Origin of the sequence: Dongia sp., from assembly GCF_041918875.1 — a bacterium.
Lineage (GTDB): Bacteria > Pseudomonadota > Alphaproteobacteria > Dongiales > Dongiaceae > Dongia.
The window spans coordinates 146,874-170,131 of record NZ_JAYRUV010000001.1; the positions used below are offsets into that span (position 1 = coordinate 146,874).

Here is a 23,258-nt window from a genome sequence, read left to right on the forward strand (position 1 = left end):
TTCCTCACCTTGGGGGCCATTTTCGACGGCGATGATCGATTTCGACGATCTATTCCGCAGTTGCGCCAGGGATTTGCGCCTGTTCCTGCAGCGCCGCGTGGCCAGCGCGGAACTGGCGGCCGATCTGGCGCAGGAAGCCTTTTTCCGCCTGATGCGGAGCGAACGGGCGCCGGACGGCGGGCGTTCCGCCACGCTGGATGCGCGCGCCTATCTCTTCAGCATCGCGGCGCATCTTGCGATCGATCACCGGCGCCAGGGCCGCCGGCAGCAGACGGGCCAGGCGGACGAATCCGTCCTGACCGGATTTCCAGATCCGCGCCCTTCGGCCGAACGAACCGTCCTCTCGCGCGAGGAGCTCAAGGTCCTGGCGCAGGCTGTTGCCAGCCTGCCGCCGCGCGGCCGGCAGATATTCCTCATGCATAAAGTGGAGGAACTCAGCTATGCGGACATCGCCGAACGGCTTGGAATCGCCAAGAACACCGTCATGGTGCATATGGCGCGGTCGCTGGCGCATTGCCGGCACACGCTTGATCGGCACCGGACCGAAAACGATTGATGCCGGGAACGATTGACAATTGGGCATGACAACAAGCCGACACAAAAATTTGTGGCGGCAGGGGTAATCAAATGGCGGTCTCATTCGTCCTATAGGACAGGTGAGTCTGAACTCGGGGCTGACATGGCACGCGCCGGACGTGACGGCATCGCAACTGGCGATACGGCTTCCTTGACGGACCAGGCCGCGTTCTGGTTCGTGCGCCTGCGCGACGAATCCCTGAGTGCGGCGGAACGTGCCGAATGCACAGCCTGGCTGGCCCGGTCGCCGGCGCACGCTGCGGCCATGTCCGAAATGGCCGAAATCTGGCGGGCCCTCGACGCGGCGTCTTATGCGGCTTCGATCGCGCCGCCGCCGGCCGGGCGGTCCGTTGCCCGCCGCAAATTCCTGGCGGCCGGCCTCGGTCTCTCGTCGCTGGCGGCGGTTGCCGGCTGGAGCGCGATGTCGGCGCGCGGAATCCGGGCACCTCTCGGCGGCCGGCTCCGGGTCGATCTGGCATCCGACGCGGCGCTCGAACTCGACAGCTTTTCAGCGCTTGAGATCGGCGCGCGCGAACCGCATCCCAGCGCAACGCTGCGCCATGGCCAGGTCTATGTGCAGGCAATGCGGCCGGCCGGGCGCTTCATCGCCCTGCAGGTGCCGTTCGGCGAGGTGCGCGCGGAACAGGCCGGCTTCAACCTGAAGCTCGAACGCCGCCGCGCCCTGGTATCGGTTCTTTCGGGCCGCGTCGAAATCCATGCCGGCGCCGGCGGCATGGTCGAGATTGGCCCGCTGACGACGCGCTCTTTCGGCGCGGAACTGCATGACGATGCGCGGCCGATAGCGCCCGCACGCGTGGCGCCCTGGCGCGCCGGCCGGCTGATCTTCGAGCGGACATTGCTGGCCGATGCGATCGACGATCTCAACCGCTGCCGGCCCGGACACATCATGATCGGCGATCCGCGGCTCGACGATCTTCTTGTGACGGGCAGCTTCGACACGGCGCACTGCGACGCCGCGCTCGAATCGTTGTTGGGCGCCTTCTCCTTGAAAAGGCTCAATTTAGGTGGGTCGCTGCAGATCCTTTTCCGCACCTGAGGGGTGGAAAAAGGCCCGTCTGCAAAAAATTGCGTCCAACCCTGTAATGGTTGGACGCAGGTCTGTCGTCCTAATGGTCGGGATGCAAATGCGAATAACTCGCACTTGTTGGGACCAGCCGGCATGGACCGGCGCATGATGGGGCGGACAGATAATGCAACAGGGTGGATCGGCGGCGCGCGGGGCTGCGCGCAGGCGTGCTGGCAAATTCAATCTCAATCTCGCGCTCATCGTGGGCGGCACGGCCTTGGTCGGCGCCGGCATGAATGGGGCTGCGGCGCGGGCCGATGAGATGGCCGCCGGCACCGATTGGCAGAAGCGATTGAGTCAGATCTCGGCCGGCGACGATCTGCGCATGGACACGTTCGTCACTCAAGTGGCGCAGGCCGGCGCTACCGCCGACTTCAACATTCCGGCACAGCCTTTGGACCAGGCGCTGATCGCCTTTTCCGAGGCGACCGGTATTGCCGTCATCGCCGACGCGACGCTGATCGCCGATCTCACGTCGGGCCCGGTCAGCGGCACGCTCTCGCCCGATAAGGCGCTCGCTGCCATGCTGAGCGGTACCGGCCTTGCTTATCGCCAGACGGCCGACAATGCGGTGACGCTGGAACGCGCGACCGCGGGTGGCGATGGGACCGATCTCGCGCCGCTTTCGGTCGAGGACCAGGCGGAGGCGCCGCCGCCCTTGAGCGAGGGCTACCAGCCCTTGCGCGTCGGCTCCAATAAATACACGCAGCCGCTGCTCGACACGCCGCAGACCATCGTCGTCGTGCCGGAAAAGGTATTGAAGGATCGCGGGCAAAGCTCGCTGCGCGATGCCATCAAGAACGTGCCGGGCGTCACCGTCGCGTCGGGCGAGGGCGGCACGCGCGGCAACACGTTCCGCATTCGCGGTTTCGAGGGCAGCCGCAGCGACAATTCGGTCGACGGCCTGCGTGACAATTCCAGCAGCTCGTTCCGCGATATCTACAATATCGAGCAGATCGAAGTGACCAAGGGGCCGTCTTCCTCGACCGCCGGTCGCGGTTCGGTGACCGGCGGCATCAACATGGTCACCAAGACGCCGGGGTTGGAGAGCTTCTATGCCGGTTCGGCGCAGGTCGGCACCGACGACACGCGGCGCGTTACGGTCGATGTCAACCAGGTGGCACCGGAGGAATATGCCCAAGGGGTCGCCATGCGCGTCAACGGCGTATGGCACCATAACGAAGTGGCCGAGCGCGACGTGACCGAAAGCAACCGCTGGGGTATCGCGCCCTCGATCTCGGCCGGTCTCGGCACGCCGCTTGAAATGACGCTCTCCTACGAGCATTTCCAGTCGAGCAGCATCCCCGATTACGGCCTGCCGACCAAGGCCAGCAACAATATCGACGACGACATAGATCGCAGCAATTTCTATCACATCGCCGATGTCGCGACCGAAGACGCCAATTTCGACATCATTACCGGACGCGTCAAATGGGAAGCCGATGACTGGCTGACCTTCAACAACATCCTCCGCGTGCAATGGGACGATTTCTACGGCATCGCCGGCCATGTGCGCACGGACGTAGCCGGCGCCGCCTTTCCGCTGGTCAATGTCAATCATAACAAGCGCACCTACGACAATTTCACCGTCAGCAACCAGGCCACCGCGACGGCGGAATTCAACACGACCGAGCATATCGAACACGATCTGGTGGTGGGCGTCGATTACAGCCTGGAACAGCGCACGACCCATACCTTCACCGGCGTCGCTGCGGCCAATACCGACGCCTTCGACCCCGATCCGGACCGCGACCTGATAGGCGACTACTCGCCGGCCAGCACCATCGATTACGACAGCGACACGGTCGCTTTCTACGCTTTCGAGAATATGGATATCGCCAGGACCGTCGAACTGAGCGGCGGCCTGCGGTACGAATTGTTCGACGCCTTCCAGAAGACGCATACCGTTTCCAGCGGCGCCACCACGCGCTATGAAAGCAGCGACAACATGTTGAGCTGGAAGGCCGGCATCAACTACAAGCCGGTCGAATATGGCAGCATCTACGCCGCCTACGGCACCGCCTTCAGCCCGCTCGCGGCCGATGTGGCGGTGGGTTCGGACGGCAGCGGCGCCGATCCGGAGGAATCGGTCTCCTACGAGATCGGCACCAAATGGAACCTGTTCGATGAAAAGCTGATGCTGAGCGCGGCGCTCTTCCGCACCGACCGCGACGGCGTGCGGCAGAATCTGGGGACGGCGGCCGATCCCGACTATGTGCTGCTCGGCAAGCAGCGGGTCGAGGGTTTCGAAGTGGGTCTCGCCGGCGACATCACCGACGAATGGTCCGTCTTCGCCGGCTACATCTACATGCAGGACAAGATACTTGAAGCCGGACCGAGCGAGGCGAGCGACACGGCTACCTTCCGCAACGTGCCCAGGCATTCGATGTCTTTCTGGACCACCTATGCCTTGCCCTGGGATGTCGATGTCGGCGCCGGCGTCACCTACATGAGTTCCCGCCGCTATCGATTCGGCGGGCAAACGGAAAGCAGGATCGACGATTACGTCCTGGTCGATGCCATGGCGGCCTATCACCTGACCGACGAGATCGATATCCAGCTCAACGTCAACAACATCTTCAACGAGTTCTACATCGAGCAGGTCGGCAACGGTTTCCAGACACCGGGACCGGGCCGCACCGCCTTGTTGACCACCAGCTTCCAGTTCTGACGAACGGAGGCATAGACAGAACGGAAGAACCCCGGCCGCGTGAGCGGCCGGGGCTCAGCCGTTTCAAGGATTGAATCGAATGCTTGTACGAATTCCAGGAATCCTCGGTATCGATGCGGTGGCTCATTTCCGCCGCCGGCTTGAAGGCGCCGATTGGGTCGACGGGCGCGTCACCGCCGGCTACGAATCCGCCAAGGTGAAGCGCAACACGCAATTGCCGGAGGATAGTGCCGTCGCCCTGGAACTGGGCGATGCCATCCTGACCGCGCTCGAGGGCAGCAAGCTCTTCATCTCCGCCGCCTTGCCCTCGCGCGTTTTCCCGCCGCTCTTCAACCGCTACGGTCCCGGCGACGGTTTCGGCGCGCATGTCGACAACGCCATCCGCCAGGGGCTGGAGCCGGAAACGCGCATCCGCACCGATCTGTCCTGCACCCTGTTCCTGAGCGCGCCGGAAGAATATGACGGCGGCGAACTGGCGATCGACGACACCTACGGCACGCACCATGTCAAGCTCGCGGCCGGCGACATGGTGCTCTACCCCTCGACCAGTCTTCATGCCGTGACGCCGGTGACGCGCGGTTTCCGCTATGCCTCCTTCTTCTGGCTCCAAAGCATGGTGCGCGATGACGGCCAGCGCACGCTTCTGTTCGATCTCGACCGTTCCATCCAACTCCTGAGCGCGGACCAGCCGAATCACGGGTCGGTCGTGCCGCTCACGGGCGTCTACCACAACCTCATCCGCCGCTGGGCGGACCTCTAGGAAAGCCACGCCGTCATGAACCGCATGACCTTTCGCCAGCTGCTGCAGGAAATTCACTTGTGGCTCGCTCTCATCCTCTTTCTTCCCCTGGTGATCCTCGGCCTCACCGGCTCGGTGCTGGTCTATCATGACGATTTCCCCACCTGGTTCGGCAACGGCGAGCCGCGCTATGCGCTGGCCAGCGGCGATCCGGCCCCGATCGGCGATCTCATCGCGGCGGCAACCGCGGCGATGGGCCCCGGCGTGAAGCCAACGGCGGTGATGCTGCCGGCCGAGCCCGGTGCCCCTGCCATCATCCGCTTTGCGCGCGCCAGTCAAGGCGGCCCCGTCCCGGGGCAGGCCCAGGGACAAACCCAGGTCCAGGGACAAACCCAGGTCCAGGGGCCCGGTGCGACGATGGGCGGCGGGCAGGTCAAGATCGATCCCGTCTCGCTTGCGATCCTCGACGTGCAGAAGGGCATGGCCCGCCAGGGCGGGTTCCTCGGCATCGTGCATCAATTGCACGGGTCGCTGATGATCCCGGGCCTGGGCCGCGACATTGTCGGCTGGCTCGGTGCCGTGATGCTGTTCCTAGGCGTGAGCGGCCTCATCATGTGGTGGCCCCGGCCGGGCCAATGGCGCCAGCAGCTCACCGTCAAGCGCGGCGCCACGACCTTGCGCCTCAACCGCGACCTTCACAATACGTTCGGTTTCTGGAGCCTCGCGGTCTTCGTCATCGTCAGCTTCACCGGGCTCTATATCGTCTACCCGCAGCCGATCAACGCAGCCGTCGGCCTCGTCGCTCCGGTACGGGACCTGCGGCCCAATGCGGTGACGGTAAAGCCGCGGCAAGGCGTGGCGCCGATCGATGTCGGCACCGCGGTCGGCCTCGGCGATGCCGCCGTCGCAGCCGATCTTTCCCTGCAAGGCGTGTTCCTGCCGCAGCGGGCGGACCAGCCCTATCGGTTGAACTATGCGCGGCCGGATCAGGAGTCACCGCTCTTCAACACGACCGTCTTCGTCGATCCCTGGTCGGCTCGGGTGCTGGATGTGCGCGACCCGCGATCGTTTTCCGCCGGCGACACGTTCGCCTTTTACCAGCGGCCGCTGCATTACGGGCTCGGCTGGGGACCGGTCTGGCAGTTCCTGGTCTTCCTCTCCGGCCTCTTGCCGCTGCTTTTCTCCGTCACCGGCCTCACCATGTGGTGGCTGAAGCGGCGCCGGCGGCGCCAGGCGGCCTTGGTCCGGCAGGCAGCTGAATGAGGGCGACCGAAACGCTATTGCAATTCATTCGCATTCCTATCATAACCCTTTGGGAGGGGCGGTGCGAACGATGCGGTTCGCGCCCCTAAGCCCATGAAAAAAGAGTGAATAATATGCGGCGACCCGGCTTCTTCCATTGCGCTCTATCCCTGGGTGGGCTCGTGGCTCTGTGCCTGGTCCTGCAACCAGTACCGGCCGCCGCGCAGGAGAGTGCCCCGACGGCAGTGCCCGGCGCCGGGCAGCCGGCAACCGGTCCCGCCCTCATGGCCCAGACGAATACGAACGCGGCGGATACGAGCGCGGCGCCCACGGAAATCCTCCTCGGTCCCGACGGATTGCCCCTGCCGGCCGATGCGCCGGCGATCCTGCCGCATGATCTCTCGCCCTGGGGCATGTTCATGCAGGCCGATTGGATCGTGAAGGCGGTCATGATCGGCCTGGCCCTGGCTTCGGTCGTCACCTGGACCGTCTGGCTGGTGACCAGCCTGGAACTGATGGCAGTCAAGCGCCAGGCGCGTCAGGTGCGCCTGGCCCTTGCCGCGGCACCGTCGCTGGTCGATGCGATTGCGGGTGCTCCCCAGAAAGCAGGGCCGGCACGCGACCTTATCGCCGCCGCCGCCCATGAAGTGGCGCTCTCCATCGGGCTGCCCGCCGAGGGTATCAAGGAGCGCGCCGCCTCGCGCCTGGACCGCATCGAAGCGGCTGCCTCGCGCCACGCCACGCGCGGCACCGGTATTCTCGCCACGATCGGTTCGACGGCGCCCTTTGTTGGCCTGTTCGGGACCGTCTGGGGCATCATGAATGCCTTTATCGGGATCTCGAAGGCGCAGACCACGAACCTTGCCGTCGTGGCGCCGGGCATCGCCGAAGCCCTGCTGGCCACCGCCATCGGGCTCGTCGCCGCCATTCCGGCCGTCGTCATCTACAACAAGTTCGCCCGTTCCATATCAGGCTACCGCGCGCTGCTGGCCGATATCTCCGCTGAGCTCCTGCGATTGATCAGCCGCGATCTCGACCGGCAGCCCGCGGCCCAGCCCGGCCAATACCGCGACGCGGCGGAATAGGGGGCGGGCGCGATGGCGGTCCGGCTCAGGCATGGCGACGACGACGATCTTGACGTCAATCACGACATCAATGTGACACCCTTCATCGATGTCATCCTCGTCCTGCTGATTATCTTCATGGTGGCGGCCCCCTTGTCGACCGTCGATGTCCAGGTCGACCTGCCGGCGGCCAGCGCCACGCCGTCGCCACGTCCGGACAAGCCGGTCTTCCTCACCATCGACGAGCAGTTGGGCGTGAGCCTGGGCAACGACAAGGTACCGCGCGAAACCTTCGCGCCGGCGCTGGAAGCGCTGACCAGGGGCGACAAGGAAACGCGCATTTTCCTGCGTGCGGACGAGGAAGTGGCCTATGGCGAGATCATGACGGTCATGAACATGCTGCGCGAGGCGGGCTATCTGAAGATCGCCCTGGTCGGCCTCGAACAGGCGCCTGACAGCGCGCCGCCGGCACCCTGAGGTTGCGAGGCAGATTCCCATGCAGCCCGTCTTCGAAACCTCGTTCGACCGCGCCGGCCAAGGTGCCGGCCGCTGGGCGATGGCGGGCATGCTCATGATCGGCCTGCATCTGGGTGGTGGTGCCGCCGGCTACCTCTATTGGGACCGGCCGCCGACCGAAATGATCGTGCCGCCCGCGACCGTCATCGCTTTCGAACTGGCACCAGCCCCGGTCGCACCGCCCCCGCCGCCGAAGATGGTCGAGCCGGAGCCCGAACCCGAACCGCAGATCGATCTGCCGCCTCTTGCGGAGCTGGAGGCGATCCCGCCGGCCCCGCCCGAAGTGAAGGTCGCCGTGGCGGTTCCGGAAAAGCCCAAGCCGGTGAAGAAAAAGAAGAAGAAAAAGGAACCGGCAGAAAAGAAGAAGCCGAAGGAAAAAACGGCCGAGATTCCCCCACGGGAATTCAAGACAGCGGCCGAAGCACCTTCGACGACGAAGGTTGAATCGGCGCCGCAGCCGGTCGCGGCCGCGGCACCCGTCGCAGCTGGGCCTACGCCGGACGATGTGGCGCGCGTCAGCAATGCCACCAACCAATGGGAATTGGCCTTCCGCAAGCATATCGAGAAATACCGCCGATATCCCAAATCGGCCAGGCGCAAGCACCAGGAAGGGACGCCGGTCGTCAATTTCGTCTTCGACCGCGCCGGTACTGTGATCGAGGCGCGTATCACGCGCAGCTCCGGCTTCGAGGCGCTTGATGAAGAAGCGATCGCCACCTTCCAGCGCGCCTCGCCCTTGCCGCCCTTGCCGCCGGAAGTGGAAGGCGAGCGCCTGCAGCGCACCATCGCCATCAATTTCAATCTGAAATAGCCAGCAGCGGAATGTCGCGATAGCGCGCCTGGTCCGGTGGACCGGGGGCGATGCGTGGCGCGCTGCCGGGCGCGTTGCGCCAAATGGCCGAAAAGACCGTGAAGCCGATCGGATCGGCGGGCGCGGTGCCGTCGCGGCAGATCGGCCGGGTGGCGAGGGCCGCGCTGCCTTCCCCGCGCGCGAGTGCCCCTTCCATTGCCGCCAGCCGTTCCGCCGAGGAGCGCGAGGCCAGTTCCGGTGCGCGCCTGGGATGATTGGTGTGGCAGTACCAGTCCGGGCCGCCGGCTATGCGGCGCAGGCCGATGGCATCGCATTCGACGCCCAGCCATCCTTCCGGGCCGGCTATCAGATAATGCAAGCCGGATGCGTGCTCGATCCGCCGCAGGAAGGTTTCACCAGCGGTGAGGCTGGGCTGGTCGAGGAAGCCGCGGATCGCCATCAGCGCCGGCAAGCCGCCGGCCGAGGGCGGCAATTGCAGCAGCGTGTTGCAGCAGATGGAGATGCCGTGCGAATTGATGCCCGTCATGCCGATGGTGCCGGCGAGCGTTGCTGCAATAGCGCTGCCACCGTCGATGCCATAGCGCAGGACGACCTGCAGCCCGTCCATCCAGCCGGCGATGTCGAGATTCTGTCCCGACCAGACGGCGCCCGCCTCGTCGCGATAGGCGAAACTGGTGCAGGCTTCGGCCTTCTTCTCGGTAAAGAACCACCATTGCTCGTCGGTGAGGTTGAGAACCAGCACATCCTCGAATGCCTGTCCGGCACCCTCGGCGATCCCTTCGATCTCGGTCCAGAGATGCGGCACCCATTGCCGCGCCGCTTCCCCGAAATGCGTGCCGCCCAACATCCGCGCCACGATTTCACGGTAGGGCAGGCCGGTCTGCTTCTCCGACGCCAGGCGCCAGCCGTCGATATGCCGCGCGATGAGACCGCGCGCGGCTTCGCCATGGGCACGGCCGCGCGCTTTCGCATCGCCGCTGAGATCGATGATCGGGCAATCCTCTCTCATCGCGGTGCCATCTGCAGTTTGCGCGCCCGGCGCTGCATCTCGGCGGTGAGGGCAAGGACAAAGGCCGAGATGAAGATCAGCACCACGGCGGCGGCGGCGATGGCCGGGCTGATCGATTCACGCACGCCGCTGAAGATCTGCCGCGGCAAGGTGCGCTGCTCGGCCGTGGTGAGGAAGCTCGCGATCACCACCTCGTCGAAGGAGATGAGGAAGGCGATGAGGGCGCCGGTGCAGATGCCGGGTGCCACCAGCGGCACTAGGATACGATGGAAGGCGAGGAGGGGGCCGGCCCCCAAGGAAGCACCGGCGCGCATCAGGCTGCGATCGAAGCTCTTGAGGTTCGCCATGACGGTGGTGACCACCACCGGCGCGGCAAGCCCGGCATGGGCGAGGATGAGGGCCAAGCGCGAGCCGACCAACCCCAAGGCCGCATAAAAGCTGAAACAGGCCACACCCATGATAATGATAGGCAGAATCAGCGGCACGGAAATCAGCGCCAGGATGATGCGCTGGCCGGGAAACCGGCCCCAGGTGAGACCGATCGCCGCCAGCGTGCCGAGGAACGTGGCGATCGCCGTCGCGGCTGCACCTACGATCAGCGAATTGAGAAAGGCGCCCGTCCAGCGCGGATCGGTGAACACGACCGCATACCAGCGCCACGACCAGCCCGGCACCGGCAGGGTCAGCAGGGTCCCGCTGGTGAGCGAGATCGGCACCATGATGGCGATGGGCGCCAGGATGAAGAGCAGCACCAAAGCGGTATGGAAGCCGGCAAGTTGCGCGCGGAAGCGGGGCCAGAAATGCATCAGCCGCCTCGCTTGCTCAGCTTCTGGAACGAAGCCCAGCCCAGCATGGCGACGACCAGCACCAGCAGAAGCTGCAAGGCGAGGGCCGCGGCAAGGCCCCAGTTCAGCGTCTTGTTCGTATAGAGCGCCACATAGGAGCTCAGCATCTGGTCCTGCGGCCCCCCGATCAGCGCCGGCGTGATGTAATAGCCCAACGCAAAGACGAAGACGATGCCGGCGCCGGTGACGATGCCCGGTGCTATCAGCGGCAATTGCACGCGCCAATAGGCCTGCCACCAATTGGCGCCAAGCGAGGTCGCGGCACGCACCAGTTCCCTGGGCAGCTTCACCACCACGGCGAGGATGGAGAGGATCATCAGCGGGAGGAGCACCTGCACCATGGCGATATAAAGGCTGCCGCGCGTGTAGACCAGATGCAGCGGATCGTCGATGAGGCGCAGGAACTGGAGCGTCGCGTTCACCGGCCCCTCGCCCTGCAGGATGATGATCCACGAAACGGTCCGCACCAGCAGCGAGGTCCACAGCGGAAAGAGGACGAGCGCCAGCAGGATGCCGGCATAAGGCGGGCGCGCACTGGCCAGCACATGCGCCACCGGCAAGGCGAGCAGGGCGCAGATCAGGGTCACATTGATGCTGATGACGATGGTGCGCCAGATCGCCGCCAGGAAGATGGCGCGGTCCGGCGTCACCCGGACGATGTCGCCTTGCCTGTTGCGCTCGAGGTCGAGCGATTGCAGCAGATAGAAATCGGTGAAGCTCGAGCGGGCTCCCTTGAACAGCCCCCAAAGTTCCGGCCTGGCAAGCCCCGGCAGCTTTGCCAGCAATTCTGCCTTGGCATTTTCCGGCGTTACATCGGAGGCGGCGAGGCCGCTTTTGAGGATGAGGTTGCGGCTGCCGGTCAGCTGCTGGTTGAGGCTCTGTGCCAATTGGCCCAGCGTCTCGGCCGCGACGGCGGCGCGAATGTCTTCGGCGAAGGCGGCAAAGGCCGCCTCGTCCGGCACGCCGTCGGTCGGCTGCCAGTCCGCAAGGCTCGTTGCCGTGCGCGGTAAATTCTCGGCAATGGTCGAATTGTCGATCGCGCGGGAAAGAAAATGCCCGACCGGCACGATCACCGTGACGACGATGAAAAACAGCAGCGGCAGTACAAGTGCGAAAAGCCGCGCGTCGGCGCTGGAGAACGGATGCCAGAAAACCGGGCGCCGATTTCGTGGCGCCCGGTGCAATCCTGCCAGGGTTCGATTGACGTTCAATGCTTACTGCGCAAGCCAGGCCTGGAAACGCTGTTCCAGCGCTTCCTTGTTCTCGGCCCAGAAATCGGTGTCGTAGACCGCGCCATGGGCGAGGTTCTTCTCCGAGGTGGGCAGCCGGTCCAGCTGTTCCGGGGTCAGATATTCAGACACTTGTCTGTGGCCGACGCCATAGGCATAGAGCTTGGGGAAACCGGCCTGGTTCTCCGGCTTGGCGAAGAAGGCGAGGAACTTCTCGGCTTCGGCCTGATGCGGTGCCCCCTTCACCAGCGCCCACATGTCGGTGCCGTAGAAAAAGCCGGCATCCCAGGCGATGACGAAATTGGTCTTGTTCTTCTCATTCTCCGAGGTGACGCGGGCGTTATAGAGATCCGTCATCACCACTTCGCCGGCCGAGAGATTCTGCAGCGCCTTGGTCGAACTGGTCCACCACACGACATGCGGCTTGATCCTGTCGAGCATGGCGAAGGCCCTGTCGACGCCGTCGGGCTTGCGGAGTTCGGTATAGACATCGGCCGGTGCGACGCCCGCTGCCATCATCGCGTTTTCCAGCGTGTACTGTGCCTGGCCGAGCAAACCGCGCTTGCCGGGGAATTTCTCGACGTCCCAGAACGCGGCCCAGCTATGCGGCCCGTCCTTGATCTTGTCGCCGTCATAGACCATCACCGTGGCCCAGGTATCGGAGGCGATGCCGCAGGGATGGATGGTGCCCGGCAGGTAATCGTCCTTCTGCGCATAGATCGCTTCCGGCAGCTTGGCGAACATGCCCTCGGCGCAGCCGACCTCCAGGCCCGGCGCTTCGGTGCTGACCAGATCGTAGACGATGGAATTGCTTTCGATCTGGGCGCGGAGCTTGGCCAGTTCGCCTTCCCATTCGTCGAGCACCACCTTGATGCCGCTTTCCTTGGTGAAGGGCTGGAACACGCCCTGGTCATAGGATTCGTTCCAATTGCCGCCCCAGCCGACCGCGGTGAAACTGTCTTCGGCGGCGGCACCATTCGTGGTGCCGGCCGTTGCCGCGGCCATGGTGAGAGCCGTCCAGATCACTTTCGAAATCATGCCTCAAGCCTCCTCTGTTGCCTGCTTGGTTTTTTGCTTATTGATTTGATCAAATGTTATGGCGATGATGCTGGCCTGTCAATGCCGTTGAACGAGGGTTGTAACTGGTTCCGCTTCTTTACAGGCGGCATGTTGGCCATTAACCTGAGATAAGTTTGATCAAATAGGTGACTCATGCAAGCTCATGCCATCGGCGCCAATCTGGAACTCGATGCCGCCATCGCCGATTCCCGCCAGCGCTTCATCAAGGCCAATCCGGCCAGTTCCGCGCGCCATGAAGGGGCGAAGAAGGCGCTGCCGGGGGGCAATACCCGCGCGGTTCTCTATTACGAACCGTTTCCGCTGACGCTGACCGGCGGCGAGGGCAACCGCCTCACCGATCTCGACGGCCACACCTATGTCGATTTCGTCAGCGAATACACGGCGGGCCTCTATGGCCATCGCAACGCGCTCATCGCCGCCGCCATCCGCAAGGTGGTGGATAGCGGCTGGGTGCTGGGCGGACCCAATCCTTACGAGGCGAAACTTGGCGAGGCCATCGTCGCGCGCTTTCCGGCGATCGAGCGGGTGCGTTTCTGCAATTCCGGGACCGAGGCCAATCTGATGGCCCTCTCAACCGCGCGCGCCGTTACCGGACGGCCCAAGATCCTTGCTTTCGACGGCGGCTATCATGGCGGCATCCTGACCTTTGCCCATGGCGGCTCGCCCCTCAACGCGCCCTATCCCTTCATCTTCAGCCAGTACAACGACCTTGCCGGCACGCGCGATCTCATCCGCCGGCATGCCAAGGATCTGGCGGCCGTGATCCTGGAACCGATGATGGGTGGCGGCGGCTGCATCGAAGCCAAGCCCGACTTCCTCGCCATGCTGCGCGCCGAGACGGCGGAAGCCGGCATCCTGCTCATCCTCGACGAGGTGATGACCTCGCGCCTCTCCTTTCACGCCTATCACGGCAAGGCCGGGCTGAAGCCGGACCTGGTCAGCCTGGGGAAATATATCGGCGGCGGCTGCAGTTTCGGCGCTTTCGGCGGCCGGGCGGACATTCTCGACCGTTTCGATCCGGCTTCACCCAACGCCTTCGGCCATGGCGGCACCTTCAACAACAATATCTTCAGCATGGCGGCGGGCTTCACCGGCTTCACCCAGGTCTTGACCGAATCGGCGCTCGGGAACATGAACGCTCTGGGCGACGCGTTGCGGGGAGCCATGAACGAGCGATTGCAGCGGCACGGCATTGCGGGCACGGTCACGGGCGTGGGCTCGCTGATGAACCTGCACTTCGTCCAGGGCGAGATCGTCTCGCCGCACGATGCCGAAGCCGGCGACCCGCGCCTGCTGCATCTGTGGCAGATGGAAATGCTGCTGCGTGGCCAATATGTGACGCCGCGCGGTATGATCGCCTTGTCTCTGTCTTTCACCCGCGCCGACATCGAGTCTTTCACAGGTATCTTTGATGACTTCCTTACCGATTACCGCTCGATCCTGCCGACGCGACAGTAGCGGCGCCTGATCATGGCGCGCACGGCAAAGCCCGCGGTCAAGTCCAAGGCGGGACCTAAGGGGTTGGGCAAGACGGCGCGGGCCGAGGTGCCGCACGGCTCGACCCATGAGGATATCTACGCCAGGCTGAAGCACGCTATCATGTCGGCGCATTACGTCCCCGGCGAGCGGCTGGTCGTTTCCAAGCTGGAGAAAGTCTTCGGCACCAGCGCCATGCCGATCCGCGAGGCGCTGCGGCGCCTGGTCACCGAACAGGCGCTGCAGAACAATCCCAATCGCGGTGTCGAAGTGCCGCAGATGAGCCCAGGGCGCCTGATGGAACTGCGCCGCGTGCGCTGCGAGATCGAAGGCAAGGCCACCGAATGGGCGGCACTCACCATCAGCAAGGCCGAACTGAAACGGCTGGAGGAAATCCAGGCCGACATGAACCGCTTGGCGCGGTCGGAATCGGCCGAGGGCTATCTCGACCTAAACTTGGATTTTCACTTCACCATCTACAGGGCGGCACGCTCGCCGCTGCTGCTGCCGATCATCGAAAGTCTGTGGATGCAAGTCGGCCCATGCCTCAATACGATGCGCGGCGAGGCGACGCTGGGCCTCGGCATGGATCATCACGAGGCGATGATCGCCGCCCTGCGCAAGGGTGACGGCAATGCCGCGCGCGAGGCGCTGCGGAAAGATATTTCGGAAGCCGCGGACATCATCCTGCGGCTACTGCCACAGTAAGAAGAACCAGAAAGGATCAGGGGAACATGGCCAATCCGGAGAAACAAAAACAAGGCAAGGGCCGCAAGGTCATCATCACCTGCGCCGTCACCGGCTCGGTGCACACGCCGACCATGACGCCCTATCTGCCGATCACGCCGGACGAGATCGCCAAGGAATCGATCGCCGCCGCCGAAGCCGGCGCGTCCGTCATCCATCTCCATGCGCGCGACCCGAAGGACGGGCGGCCGACGCCCAATCCGGACGTTTTCATGCAGTTCCTGCCGCGCATCAAGCAGAATTGCGACGCCGTCATCAACATCACCACCGGCGGCTCGCTCGGCATGTCGATGGATGATCGGCTGGCGGCACCTTTGCGCGCGAAGCCCGAGCTCTGCTCGCTCAACATGGGCTCGATGAATTTCGCCATCTTCCATGCCGGCGACAAGATCACCGACTGGAAACATGATTGGGAAAAACCCTACGTCGAAAAGACGCGTGACAATGTCGTCAGCAACACGTTCGCCCAGATTGAACGCGTCATCCGCGATCTCGGCCATGGCTGCGGCACGCGGTTTGAGTGCGAATGCTACGATATCGGCCATCTCTACACGCTGGCGCATTTCCTCGACCGCAAGCTCCTGGAACCGCCGCTCTTCGTGCAGACCATCTTCGGCGTTCTGGGCGGCATCGGTCCGCATCCGGAAGACCTCGCCCATATGCGCCGTACCGCCGACCGCCTGTTCGGGTCGGACTATCAATGGTCGATCCTAGCCGCCGGCCGGCACCAGATGAGCCTTGCCACCATGGGCGCCACGATGGGCGCCAATGTGCGCGTGGGGCTTGAAGACAGCATCTATCTGGGCCCGGGCCAACTCGCCAAAAGCAATGCCGAGCAAGTGACCAAGATCCGCGCCATCCTCGAGAACCTGTCGCTGGAGATCGCGACACCTGCCGAGGCACGGGCGATGCTGAAGCTCAAGGGCGGCGACCAGGTCGCCTTCTAGGAGCATTTCAACGTTGCTCGGAATCGCTCGCCTTGCTCCGTCATCCCCGGGCCCAGTCGGTGAATGCCGACATGCGTAGGCGGGGCCGGGGATCAAGTTTGACTGGGCTCTGTTCTTCAGTTGCAGGCTGATCCCCGGGTCAAGCCCGGGGATGACGGAAAAGAAACAGCGTTTCCGTCAAACCATGAAACGTTCTAGGAGCAGACCGGCGTCCTGTGAAATAATCGCAAACCAGGGGTGAGATCGGCGCCGATTGCCGCCGGTCCACCTCCCTTGCTAGTCTCCGTCGGCAATTGACCGCGGACCGGCAGCTTCATGGCAAAACCCCCTATCGAGCAGATGGCCCTCACCGCCGAACTGGTGGCGCGGTGCGAAAGATGCGTGCCCGATCCAGGCCCGCGCGCGGGAATCACTTATTATACCAAGGCCGAGTTCGCCGAGACGGCAAGGGCGATGGTGGCGGCACGCGGTGCCGGCCCGCTCTGGATCTTCGCCTATGGCTCGCTCATCTGGAACCCCGGCTTCACCGCCGCCGACCATCGCCGTGGCACGGCGCATGGCTGGCATCGCCGCTTCTCGATGAAGATGGAACGCTGGCGGGGAACACCGGGACAGCCTGGCCTGATGCTGGCCCTCGAGCGCGGCGGCTCTTGCGAGGGCATTCTCTTCCGCCTGCCGGACGAGGCCAAGGCCGAGGAACTCGCGCGCGTGCTGCAGCGGGAGATCGACGGGCCGGAGGATCGCGTCTATTTGCGCTGGCTCAATGTCCGCAGCGGCGGCGAGATCGTGCCGGCGCTCACCTTCTGGGCGCACCCGAAGGACTTTCATCTCCCCGAACATCCGACGCTCGAACAGACCGCCCACATGCTGGCGCGCGCCTGCGGCCATATCGGCTCGGGTGCCGCCTATCTCTACAACACGGTGACCAAGCTCGCCGAACACGGCATCTACGACCGCAACCTCTGGCGCCTGCAGAAATTGGTGGCCAGGGAAATCGAAGGTCGTTCGCGGTAGAACGAGACCGAATCCGGCCCCCCTTCCACCTTCATGGGGGAGCCCGGGAGGGGGGCGCCGAGTGACGGCTCTACATTGTCACCCAACTTCACATTGGCTAAGACTCTCGGCGGACCAGCCGGAGCCGCCGCATGACCTCCCCCAATCCCCAGCCCTTTCCCTTCGTCGCCGTCAGCGGCCAGCCTTACGCGCGCGGGGTGCAGTATGGACGGGCCGTGCCGGAGCGGGTGAGGCGCAGCATCGGCCTCTATGGCGGCACGCTCGATGAACTCGGGCTCACGCCACCGGAGAAGGCACGGCTCATCGGGCAGTTCGCCAAGGAAATAGAAGCCTTCGGCGCGCATTATCTTGAGGAGATGCGCGGCATAGCCGATGGCGCCGGGGTCGGCCTCGACGATATCGTGATGATCAATGCCCGGACCGAGATCGTGGCCCAGGCGCGGCGCGAGAAGAACCGGCCCGAGGCGGAGGACGATGCGGTCGACGGCTGCACGGGCGCGGTCATCCTGCCGGAGCGCAGCAGCACCGGCCGCCTGATCCACGGCCAGAACTGGGACTGGCGCGCCGAATGCGCCGATACCGCAATCGTGCTGCGTGTCGCCCGCGACGACGGGCCCGACTTCATGACCTTCGTCGAGGCGGGTGGCCTCGCGCGCTGCGGCATGAACGCGGCCGGCATCGCCATCACGGCCAATTATCTGGAATCCGAGCGCGACTATCGCCAATCCGGCATTCCGCTGGTGCTCATACGCCGCAAGGTGCTGGAGCAGCGGCATTTCGCCATGGCCGTGCGGGCCGTGGCGGCGACACCCAAGGCTTGTTCCAACAACATGATGCTGAGCACGGCCGAAGGCTTCACCGTGGATTTCGAATGCGCGCCGGACGAGGCCTTCCCGATCTATCCAACCGATGGCCTCATCGTGCACGCCAATCATTGGGTGAGCCCGGTTGCGCTGGCGAAGCTCAAGGATGTGGGGCTCCTCGGCGACAGTTTCTATCGCGACTGGCGCGTGCGAAAGCTGTTGGGGACGGGCAGGATCTCGCCGGACGATCTCAAGGCCGCCTTCTTCGACGATTTCGCGAGCCCCTTCGCCGTCTGCCGCCCGGTGCTGCCGAATTCCGCCGGCGATCTCTCGGCGACCGTGGCCATGATCGTCATGGACACAAGTGCCGGCACGATGGACGTGGCGCCGCTGCCGGCGCATTGCCGCGATTTCACGCGCTACAGTTTGCACGAGGCGCCGGTCTTCCTGGCGCAGGCGGCGGAATAGGGCGATGGCGAAGTCAGCACCCGTGGGGCCGAGATTGCGGGTCGTCATCGAGCCCGATATCGCCATCGGTCCCGGCAAGGCCGATCTCCTCGAAGCGATCCGCGACACGGGCTCGATTTCCGCCGCGGGTCGCAAGCTCGGCATGAGCTATCGCCGCGCCTGGCTGCTGGTCGACGAACTCAACCAGCATCTGGGCGCACCCGTCGTCGATGCCGTGACCGGCGGCGCCAGGGGTGGCGGCGCCGTACTCACACCGACCGGCGCGGAGGTGCTCAGCCGCTATCGCAATATGGAATCCGCCTGCCGCCAGGCGATCGCCGCCGATGTCCAGGCGCTGCGTGCGCTCATCCGTCGCAACCAGCGGCAGAAATAAGGCCACGGATTCGCGTCGAAAACGCATAAGTCCCTGACGCTTCTTAGGTTTTGTCGAGGCGGCGGCGCATGATAAGTTCCGCCCATGACGACGTTGCCGCTCATTCACCCCTTGGCCAGAACGGCGCTGGACAGCTTGCGCTGGGCGGCGGCATTGCGCTCGGCCGGCGGGCTGGTCTTCTTCGACAGTGCACTCGCGCACGAGTCTCTCGGCCGCTATTCCTTCATCATGGCCGATCCCTTCCATCGCCTGGTGGCGGACGGAGCGCGGGTGACGCTGGACGATGCGGAAATTGCGGGCGATCCATTCGCCGCACTCGCGCGGCTCCTGGCGCGCTACCCGCTGGCGAGCGTGCCGGGGCTGCCGCCTTTCCAGGGCGGTGCCGCCGGCTCCTTCGGCTACGGCCTGCGCCATCATCTGGAACGCGTGCCGCGCCATCGCCGCGACGATCAGGATATTCCGGACCTGCTGCTCGGCGCCTACGACCTCGTCGTCGCCATCGATCATGGGGCTGGCCAGGGCTGGCTCATTTCCAGCGGCTATCCCGCGGCGGATGCCGCGCGTCCCGCCCGGGCGCGGGCGCGCATCGATTGGGCGCTCGATCTGTTCGATCGGGTTGCCCCGGCCCCCTCGGCTTCCGCCTGGGCCATCGCCGCGCGGCCGGACATAGGCGGTGCCGATCACAAGGCCATGGTCCGGCGCGCGATCGATTATATCGAGGCGGGCGACATCTATCAGGCCAACATTACCCAGCGGTTCCGGGCAAGGCTCCATGCCGGCATCGACCGGCTCGATCTCTACCAGGCCCTGCGGCGGCGCAATCCTGCGACCTTCGCGGCCTTTCTCGAATTCGGCGATATCGCCATCCTGTCCTCCTCGCCCGAGCGCTTCCTGTCCTTGCGCGACGGCCATGTCGAGACGCGGCCGATCAAGGGCACGCGTCCGCGCGGCCGCAATTCGGCCGAGGATGCGGCACTCGCCGCCGAACTGCTGGCCTCCGAAAAGGATCGCGCCGAGAATCTGATGATCGTCGACCTCCTGCGCAACGATATCAGCCGCGTCTGCCGCCCGGGCTCGGTCAAGGTGCCAGTGCTCTGGGGGCTGGAAAGCTACGCCACCGTGCATCACCTCGTCTCCGTCGTGACGGGCGAGATGCTGCCGGACAAAAGCGCCGTCGACCTGCTGCGCGCGACCTTCCCGGGCGGCTCGGTCACGGGGGCCCCGAAGATCCGCGCCATGGAGATCATCGCCGAGCTGGAACCGACCGCGCGCGGGCCTTATTGCGGCGCCATCGGCTATCTCGGCTTCGACGGCGGCCTCGATAGCAATATCGTCATCCGCACCTATTGCATCAAAGGCGACGACCTGACCTTCCAGGTGGGCGGCGGCATCGTGGCCGACAGCGACCCCGCCCTCGAACTCGACGAAAGCCTCACCAAGGCCAAGGCGCTTATCGAAACGCTGGCCTCGGCCGGTTCCGCCAACAGCGATCGGGGAGGGTCGGCGGCATGATGATCTGGCTCAACGGCCAACTCCTCCCCGCCGACCGGGCGCGGATCGATCCCAGGGACCGGGGTTTCACCTTGGGCGACGGCCTTTTCGAGACCCTTTGCGCCCTGGATGGGCATCCACTCGACCTGGCGGCGCACCTCGCGCGGTTGGCGCGGGGGTCGACGGTGCTGGAGCTGCCGCTGCCGGTCGAGGCGACCGAGGTCGCCACTGCGATCTCACAAGTGCTTGAAGAAAATGGATTTTCGAAAGGACGCGCGACCTTGCGGCTGACCCTGTCGCGCGGCGTGGGCTCGCGCGGGCTGCTGATGCCGCTCGATCCCAAGCCCAATCTGGTGATCACGGCCGGGTCGTTCCCGCAGGTGCCCAGCCATTTCGACGCCGCCACGGTCCCCATCCGGCGCAATGAGGGATCGCCCTTGAGTCGCATCAAGTCGTTGAATTACCTTGATAATGTCCTGGCGCAGCAGCAGGCGCAAGGGGCTGGCGCCCAGGAAGCCCTGATGCTCAACAACCGGGGCCGCATCGCCGGTTTCGCCAGGGGCAATCTGTTCGCCCTTATCGGCGATACATGGGTGACACCACCGCTGGCGGATGGAGTTCTGGACGGTATTACCCGGGCAAAAATCCTCAAAAACGCCGAAAAAGGCGGAATCGACCTGTCCGAAAACAGCCTGGAACGGGCCGATATCGACCTTTTCCGGGGCCTTTTTATCACCAACTCCCTGCTCGGATGCGTGCCCATCGCGCGCCTCGACGGCCGCGAGATGCGCCTGGACCCGGTTTTGGCGGATCGAATCACCGCACTTTCGATCGACTGAACCGGTCGAATTGAATCCTTTTGATCGACTCAGTCGATTAGTCGCATCGGGATAAGTCGGTTGCACCTGGCATCCAATCCTTCCATATTTGCAATTGAGAATTATTTGCAAATAGGAGAGTGTCATGCTGCGAGACCTGATGAAGACTGGCTCATTCGCCGTACTGCATTTCAGCGTCGGCTTCGGTGTCGCATATCTCATTTCCGGTTCGCTGCCCGTGGCTCTCGGCGTGGCGCTCATCGAGCCGGCTGTGAACACGGTGGTCTTCTTCCTGCACGAGCGGGTGTGGAAGCGCGTCGGAAATGATACAGACGTTTCGCACGATCCGCCGCGCGTCGAGGATCATCATTCCTTCAGCAGCCTGCGCGCGCTGGCGCTGCATGGCTGAGTTCGACTAGCATGCCGCCCTCGCATTCGGGGGCGGCATGATGAACGATGTGATAGCAGCGCTGCGCGCCGAGCTGGGTGCCGGCGCGGTGCTGACGGGTGGCGATATCGGTGCGCGGCACCGGTCCGACATGAGCATGACGGGCCGCGATCTGCCGAAGGCGCTGCTGCGGCCGCGCAATACGCAGGAAGTCGCGGCGGCATTGAGGATCTGCAACGCCTTCGGCCAGAGTGTGGTGCCGCAAGGCGGCCTCACCGGCCTTGCCGGCGGCGCCAATGCGCGGGCCGGCGACATCGCCCTCTCGCTCGACCTTCTCAACGGTATCGAGGAGCTGGACAGGGAAGCGGCCACGCTTACTGTGCTGGCGGGCACGCCGCTGGAGCGCGCGCAGAATGCGGCCGACGACGCGGGCTTCCTGCTGCCGCTGGATCTGGGCAGCCGCGGCAGCGCGCAGGTCGGCGGCAACCTTGCCACCAATGCCGGCGGCAACCGCGTCATCCGCCATGGCATGGCGCGGGCGCAGGTGCTGGGGCTGGAAGCGGTGCTCGCCGACGGCACGGTGCTCGGCAATCTCAACAAAATGCTCAAGAACAATGCCGGCTTCGATTTGAAGCAGCTATTCATCGGCAGCGAGGGCACGCTCGGCATCATCACGCGGGTCGTGTTCCGCCTGAAGCCGCTGCCGCGCTCGACCGCCACGGCCTTCTGCGCGCTCGGCAGTTTCGATGCCGTTCTCGCGCTCCTGCACCGTGCCGAGACCGACCTCGGCGGGCCTTCGGCCTTCGAGGCGATGTGGCCCGATTTCTATGCCTTCGTGAGCGGGCATAAGATGACGGCGTCGCAGCCTCTCGTCGCCGGTCATCCCTTCTATGTGCTGATCGAATATCAGGGGTCGGATGCCGAGACCGATCCGGCGCGGTTTCAATCCTTCCTGGAAGCGTCGTTGGAAGAAGGCGCGCTGCTCGACGCCGTGATCGCCCAGAACGAGAAGGAGGCGCAGAGCTTCTGGCGCGTGCGCGAAGGCTATGCGCTGGATACCCTGCCGGAGATCGTCAATTTCGACGTGAGCCTTGCCGTGGGGCGCATCGGCGCCTTTGCCGAGGATTGCCGCGCGCGGCTCCAGGCGCGTTGGCCGGATGGGCAGTTCTTCTTTTATGGTCATATCGGCGACAGCAATCTGCATATCACCACCAGCATCGCCTATCGGCCCGGCGAGGGCATGCATGATGTGGACAATGTGGTCTATGCGTGCGTGCGCGACTTTCAGGGTTCGGTCTCGGCCGAGCATGGCATCGGCACGCTGAAGCGGGACTATCTGGGCTATTCGCGCACGCCGCAGGAGATCGACGTGATGCGGCGGCTGAAGGCGGCGCTCGATCCCAAGGGGATACTCAATCCGGGCAAGGTGATTTGAGTGTGGTGGCGGAGTCTTGTCGCGCGGGAATCGTCGCCGATGCCCCCACCCAACCCTCCCCTTCAGAGCTAGAGCGTTTCAACCTTACTCAGAACCGCTCGCCTTACTATGTCATCCCCGGGTCAAGCCCACAGCTGTCCGGTTTAAGTTGATGCGCCTTTGCCGCACTCACTTGTCATTCCCCGCTGTCGGCGAATGCCGGCATTCGTCGGCTATGGCGGGGGATCCGCGAGTTTCTGGCCGAATTCTGAGCGCTTGCTGGCAAATTCGTGGATGGCCCGCCTGCGCGGGCCATGACAAGTTTAGAATCGGCAAGACAGCGTCCGGCTTGCTGAAACATGCAAAGAAATCTCCTGCGAATAAGGGTTTCTTATGCGCTGCTCAAAGTCAAACCGTGAAGCGCTCTAGAGTGGGGTGGCGCAGTTTCGC

The 23,258-nt window shown here is 64.5% G+C and carries 22 protein-coding genes; 18 read left to right on the plus strand and 4 right to left on the minus strand.

What is annotated here, in order from left to right:
- Positions 1 to 31: 31 nt before the first annotated feature.
- The 8 genes from ACE3TY_RS00655 to ACE3TY_RS00690 all read left to right on the plus strand — a co-directional run bounded on the left by ACE3TY_RS00655 (position 32) and on the right by ACE3TY_RS00690 (position 8,706).
- Positions 32 to 556, plus strand: coding sequence for an RNA polymerase sigma factor (locus ACE3TY_RS00655; protein ID WP_374649922.1), 525 nt, complete (start codon positions 32 to 34; stop codon positions 554 to 556).
- 123 nt (positions 557 to 679) lie between these two features.
- Positions 680 to 1,633: a DUF4880 domain-containing protein gene (locus ACE3TY_RS00660; protein WP_374649924.1), complete on the plus strand. Its 954-nt coding sequence runs from the start codon at positions 680 to 682 to the stop codon at positions 1,631 to 1,633.
- A gap of 154 nt (positions 1,634 to 1,787) precedes the next feature.
- The gene (locus ACE3TY_RS00665; RefSeq protein ID WP_374649926.1) at positions 1,788 to 4,334 is read left to right on the plus strand and encodes a TonB-dependent siderophore receptor; all 2,547 of its coding nucleotides are present in this window, start codon (positions 1,788 to 1,790) and stop codon (positions 4,332 to 4,334) included.
- A 79-nt stretch (positions 4,335 to 4,413) separates the two neighbouring features.
- Positions 4,414 to 5,094 (plus strand): Fe2+-dependent dioxygenase, encoded by a 681-nt coding sequence (locus ACE3TY_RS00670; protein ID WP_374649928.1) that lies wholly within the window; start codon positions 4,414 to 4,416, stop codon positions 5,092 to 5,094.
- Between the two features lie 15 nt (positions 5,095 to 5,109).
- On the plus strand, positions 5,110 to 6,336 hold the full coding sequence (locus ACE3TY_RS00675; RefSeq protein ID WP_374649930.1) for a PepSY-associated TM helix domain-containing protein: 1,227 nt from the start codon (positions 5,110 to 5,112) through the stop codon (positions 6,334 to 6,336).
- Between the two features lie 113 nt (positions 6,337 to 6,449).
- Positions 6,450 to 7,400: a tonB-system energizer ExbB gene (exbB, locus tag ACE3TY_RS00680; RefSeq protein WP_374649931.1), complete on the plus strand. Its 951-nt coding sequence runs from the start codon at positions 6,450 to 6,452 to the stop codon at positions 7,398 to 7,400.
- A gap of 12 nt (positions 7,401 to 7,412) precedes the next feature.
- Positions 7,413 to 7,856 carry a TonB system transport protein ExbD gene (gene exbD, locus ACE3TY_RS00685; protein WP_374649933.1) on the plus strand — a complete coding sequence of 148 codons (444 nt, stop codon included), beginning with the start codon at positions 7,413 to 7,415 and terminating at the stop codon, positions 7,854 to 7,856.
- 19 nt (positions 7,857 to 7,875) lie between these two features.
- Positions 7,876 to 8,706 (plus strand): energy transducer TonB, encoded by an 831-nt coding sequence (locus ACE3TY_RS00690; protein ID WP_374649934.1) that lies wholly within the window; start codon positions 7,876 to 7,878, stop codon positions 8,704 to 8,706.
- Here the strand turns inward: ACE3TY_RS00690 and ACE3TY_RS00695 are convergent.
- The 4 genes from ACE3TY_RS00695 to ACE3TY_RS00710 are packed head-to-tail and all read right to left on the minus strand — an operon-like array spanning position 8,693 to position 12,827.
- Positions 8,693 to 9,715, minus strand: coding sequence for a C45 family autoproteolytic acyltransferase/hydolase (locus ACE3TY_RS00695; protein ID WP_374649936.1), 1,023 nt, complete (start codon positions 9,713 to 9,715; stop codon positions 8,693 to 8,695). The genes ACE3TY_RS00690 and ACE3TY_RS00695 overlap by 14 nt on opposite strands.
- Entirely contained in the window at positions 9,712 to 10,521 is an 810-nt protein-coding gene (locus ACE3TY_RS00700; protein WP_374649938.1) for an ABC transporter permease, read from the minus strand. The genes ACE3TY_RS00695 and ACE3TY_RS00700 overlap by 4 nt, the downstream gene beginning before the upstream one ends.
- A complete protein-coding gene (locus ACE3TY_RS00705) occupies positions 10,521 to 11,771 on the minus strand; it encodes an ABC transporter permease (RefSeq protein WP_374649940.1) in 1,251 nt (416 codons plus the stop codon). Before ACE3TY_RS00705 ends, ACE3TY_RS00700 begins: the two co-directional genes overlap by 1 nt.
- Before the next feature lie 3 nt (positions 11,772 to 11,774).
- On the minus strand, positions 11,775 to 12,827 hold the full coding sequence (locus tag ACE3TY_RS00710) for an ABC transporter substrate-binding protein (protein ID WP_374649942.1): 1,053 nt from the start codon (positions 12,825 to 12,827) through the stop codon (positions 11,775 to 11,777).
- A 174-nt stretch (positions 12,828 to 13,001) separates the two neighbouring features.
- Here ACE3TY_RS00710 and ACE3TY_RS00715 point away from each other — a divergent pair, with 174 nt between their 5' ends.
- From ACE3TY_RS00715 to ACE3TY_RS00760, 10 genes are all read left to right on the plus strand, one after another.
- Entirely contained in the window at positions 13,002 to 14,327 is a 1,326-nt protein-coding gene (locus ACE3TY_RS00715; RefSeq protein WP_374649944.1) for an aspartate aminotransferase family protein, read from the plus strand.
- Between the two features lie 12 nt (positions 14,328 to 14,339).
- Positions 14,340 to 15,053, plus strand: coding sequence for a GntR family transcriptional regulator (locus ACE3TY_RS00720; protein ID WP_374649946.1), 714 nt, complete (start codon positions 14,340 to 14,342; stop codon positions 15,051 to 15,053).
- Between the two features lie 26 nt (positions 15,054 to 15,079).
- Positions 15,080 to 16,039, plus strand: a complete 960-nt coding sequence (locus ACE3TY_RS00725) for a 3-keto-5-aminohexanoate cleavage protein (protein WP_374649948.1) — start codon at positions 15,080 to 15,082, stop codon at positions 16,037 to 16,039.
- A 315-nt stretch (positions 16,040 to 16,354) separates the two neighbouring features.
- On the plus strand, positions 16,355 to 17,053 hold the full coding sequence (locus tag ACE3TY_RS00730) for a gamma-glutamylcyclotransferase (protein ID WP_374649950.1): 699 nt from the start codon (positions 16,355 to 16,357) through the stop codon (positions 17,051 to 17,053).
- Between the two features lie 131 nt (positions 17,054 to 17,184).
- The gene (locus ACE3TY_RS00735) at positions 17,185 to 18,324 is read left to right on the plus strand and encodes a C45 family autoproteolytic acyltransferase/hydolase (protein ID WP_374649952.1); all 1,140 of its coding nucleotides are present in this window, start codon (positions 17,185 to 17,187) and stop codon (positions 18,322 to 18,324) included.
- 4 nt (positions 18,325 to 18,328) lie between these two features.
- A complete protein-coding gene (locus tag ACE3TY_RS00740; protein ID WP_374649954.1) occupies positions 18,329 to 18,697 on the plus strand; it encodes a winged helix-turn-helix domain-containing protein in 369 nt (122 codons plus the stop codon).
- Positions 18,698 to 18,781: 84 nt separating this feature from the next.
- Positions 18,782 to 20,209 carry an aminodeoxychorismate synthase component I gene (pabB, locus tag ACE3TY_RS00745; protein WP_374649955.1) on the plus strand — a complete coding sequence of 476 codons (1,428 nt, stop codon included), beginning with the start codon at positions 18,782 to 18,784 and terminating at the stop codon, positions 20,207 to 20,209.
- On the plus strand, positions 20,206 to 21,027 hold the full coding sequence (locus tag ACE3TY_RS00750; RefSeq protein ID WP_374649957.1) for an aminotransferase class IV: 822 nt from the start codon (positions 20,206 to 20,208) through the stop codon (positions 21,025 to 21,027). Before pabB ends, ACE3TY_RS00750 begins: the two co-directional genes overlap by 4 nt.
- Before the next feature lie 124 nt (positions 21,028 to 21,151).
- Positions 21,152 to 21,415: a DUF2061 domain-containing protein gene (locus ACE3TY_RS00755; RefSeq protein ID WP_374649959.1), complete on the plus strand. Its 264-nt coding sequence runs from the start codon at positions 21,152 to 21,154 to the stop codon at positions 21,413 to 21,415.
- Positions 21,416 to 21,452: 37 nt separating this feature from the next.
- A complete protein-coding gene (locus tag ACE3TY_RS00760; protein WP_374649961.1) occupies positions 21,453 to 22,829 on the plus strand; it encodes an FAD-binding oxidoreductase in 1,377 nt (458 codons plus the stop codon).
- Positions 22,830 to 23,258 lie beyond the last annotated feature (429 nt).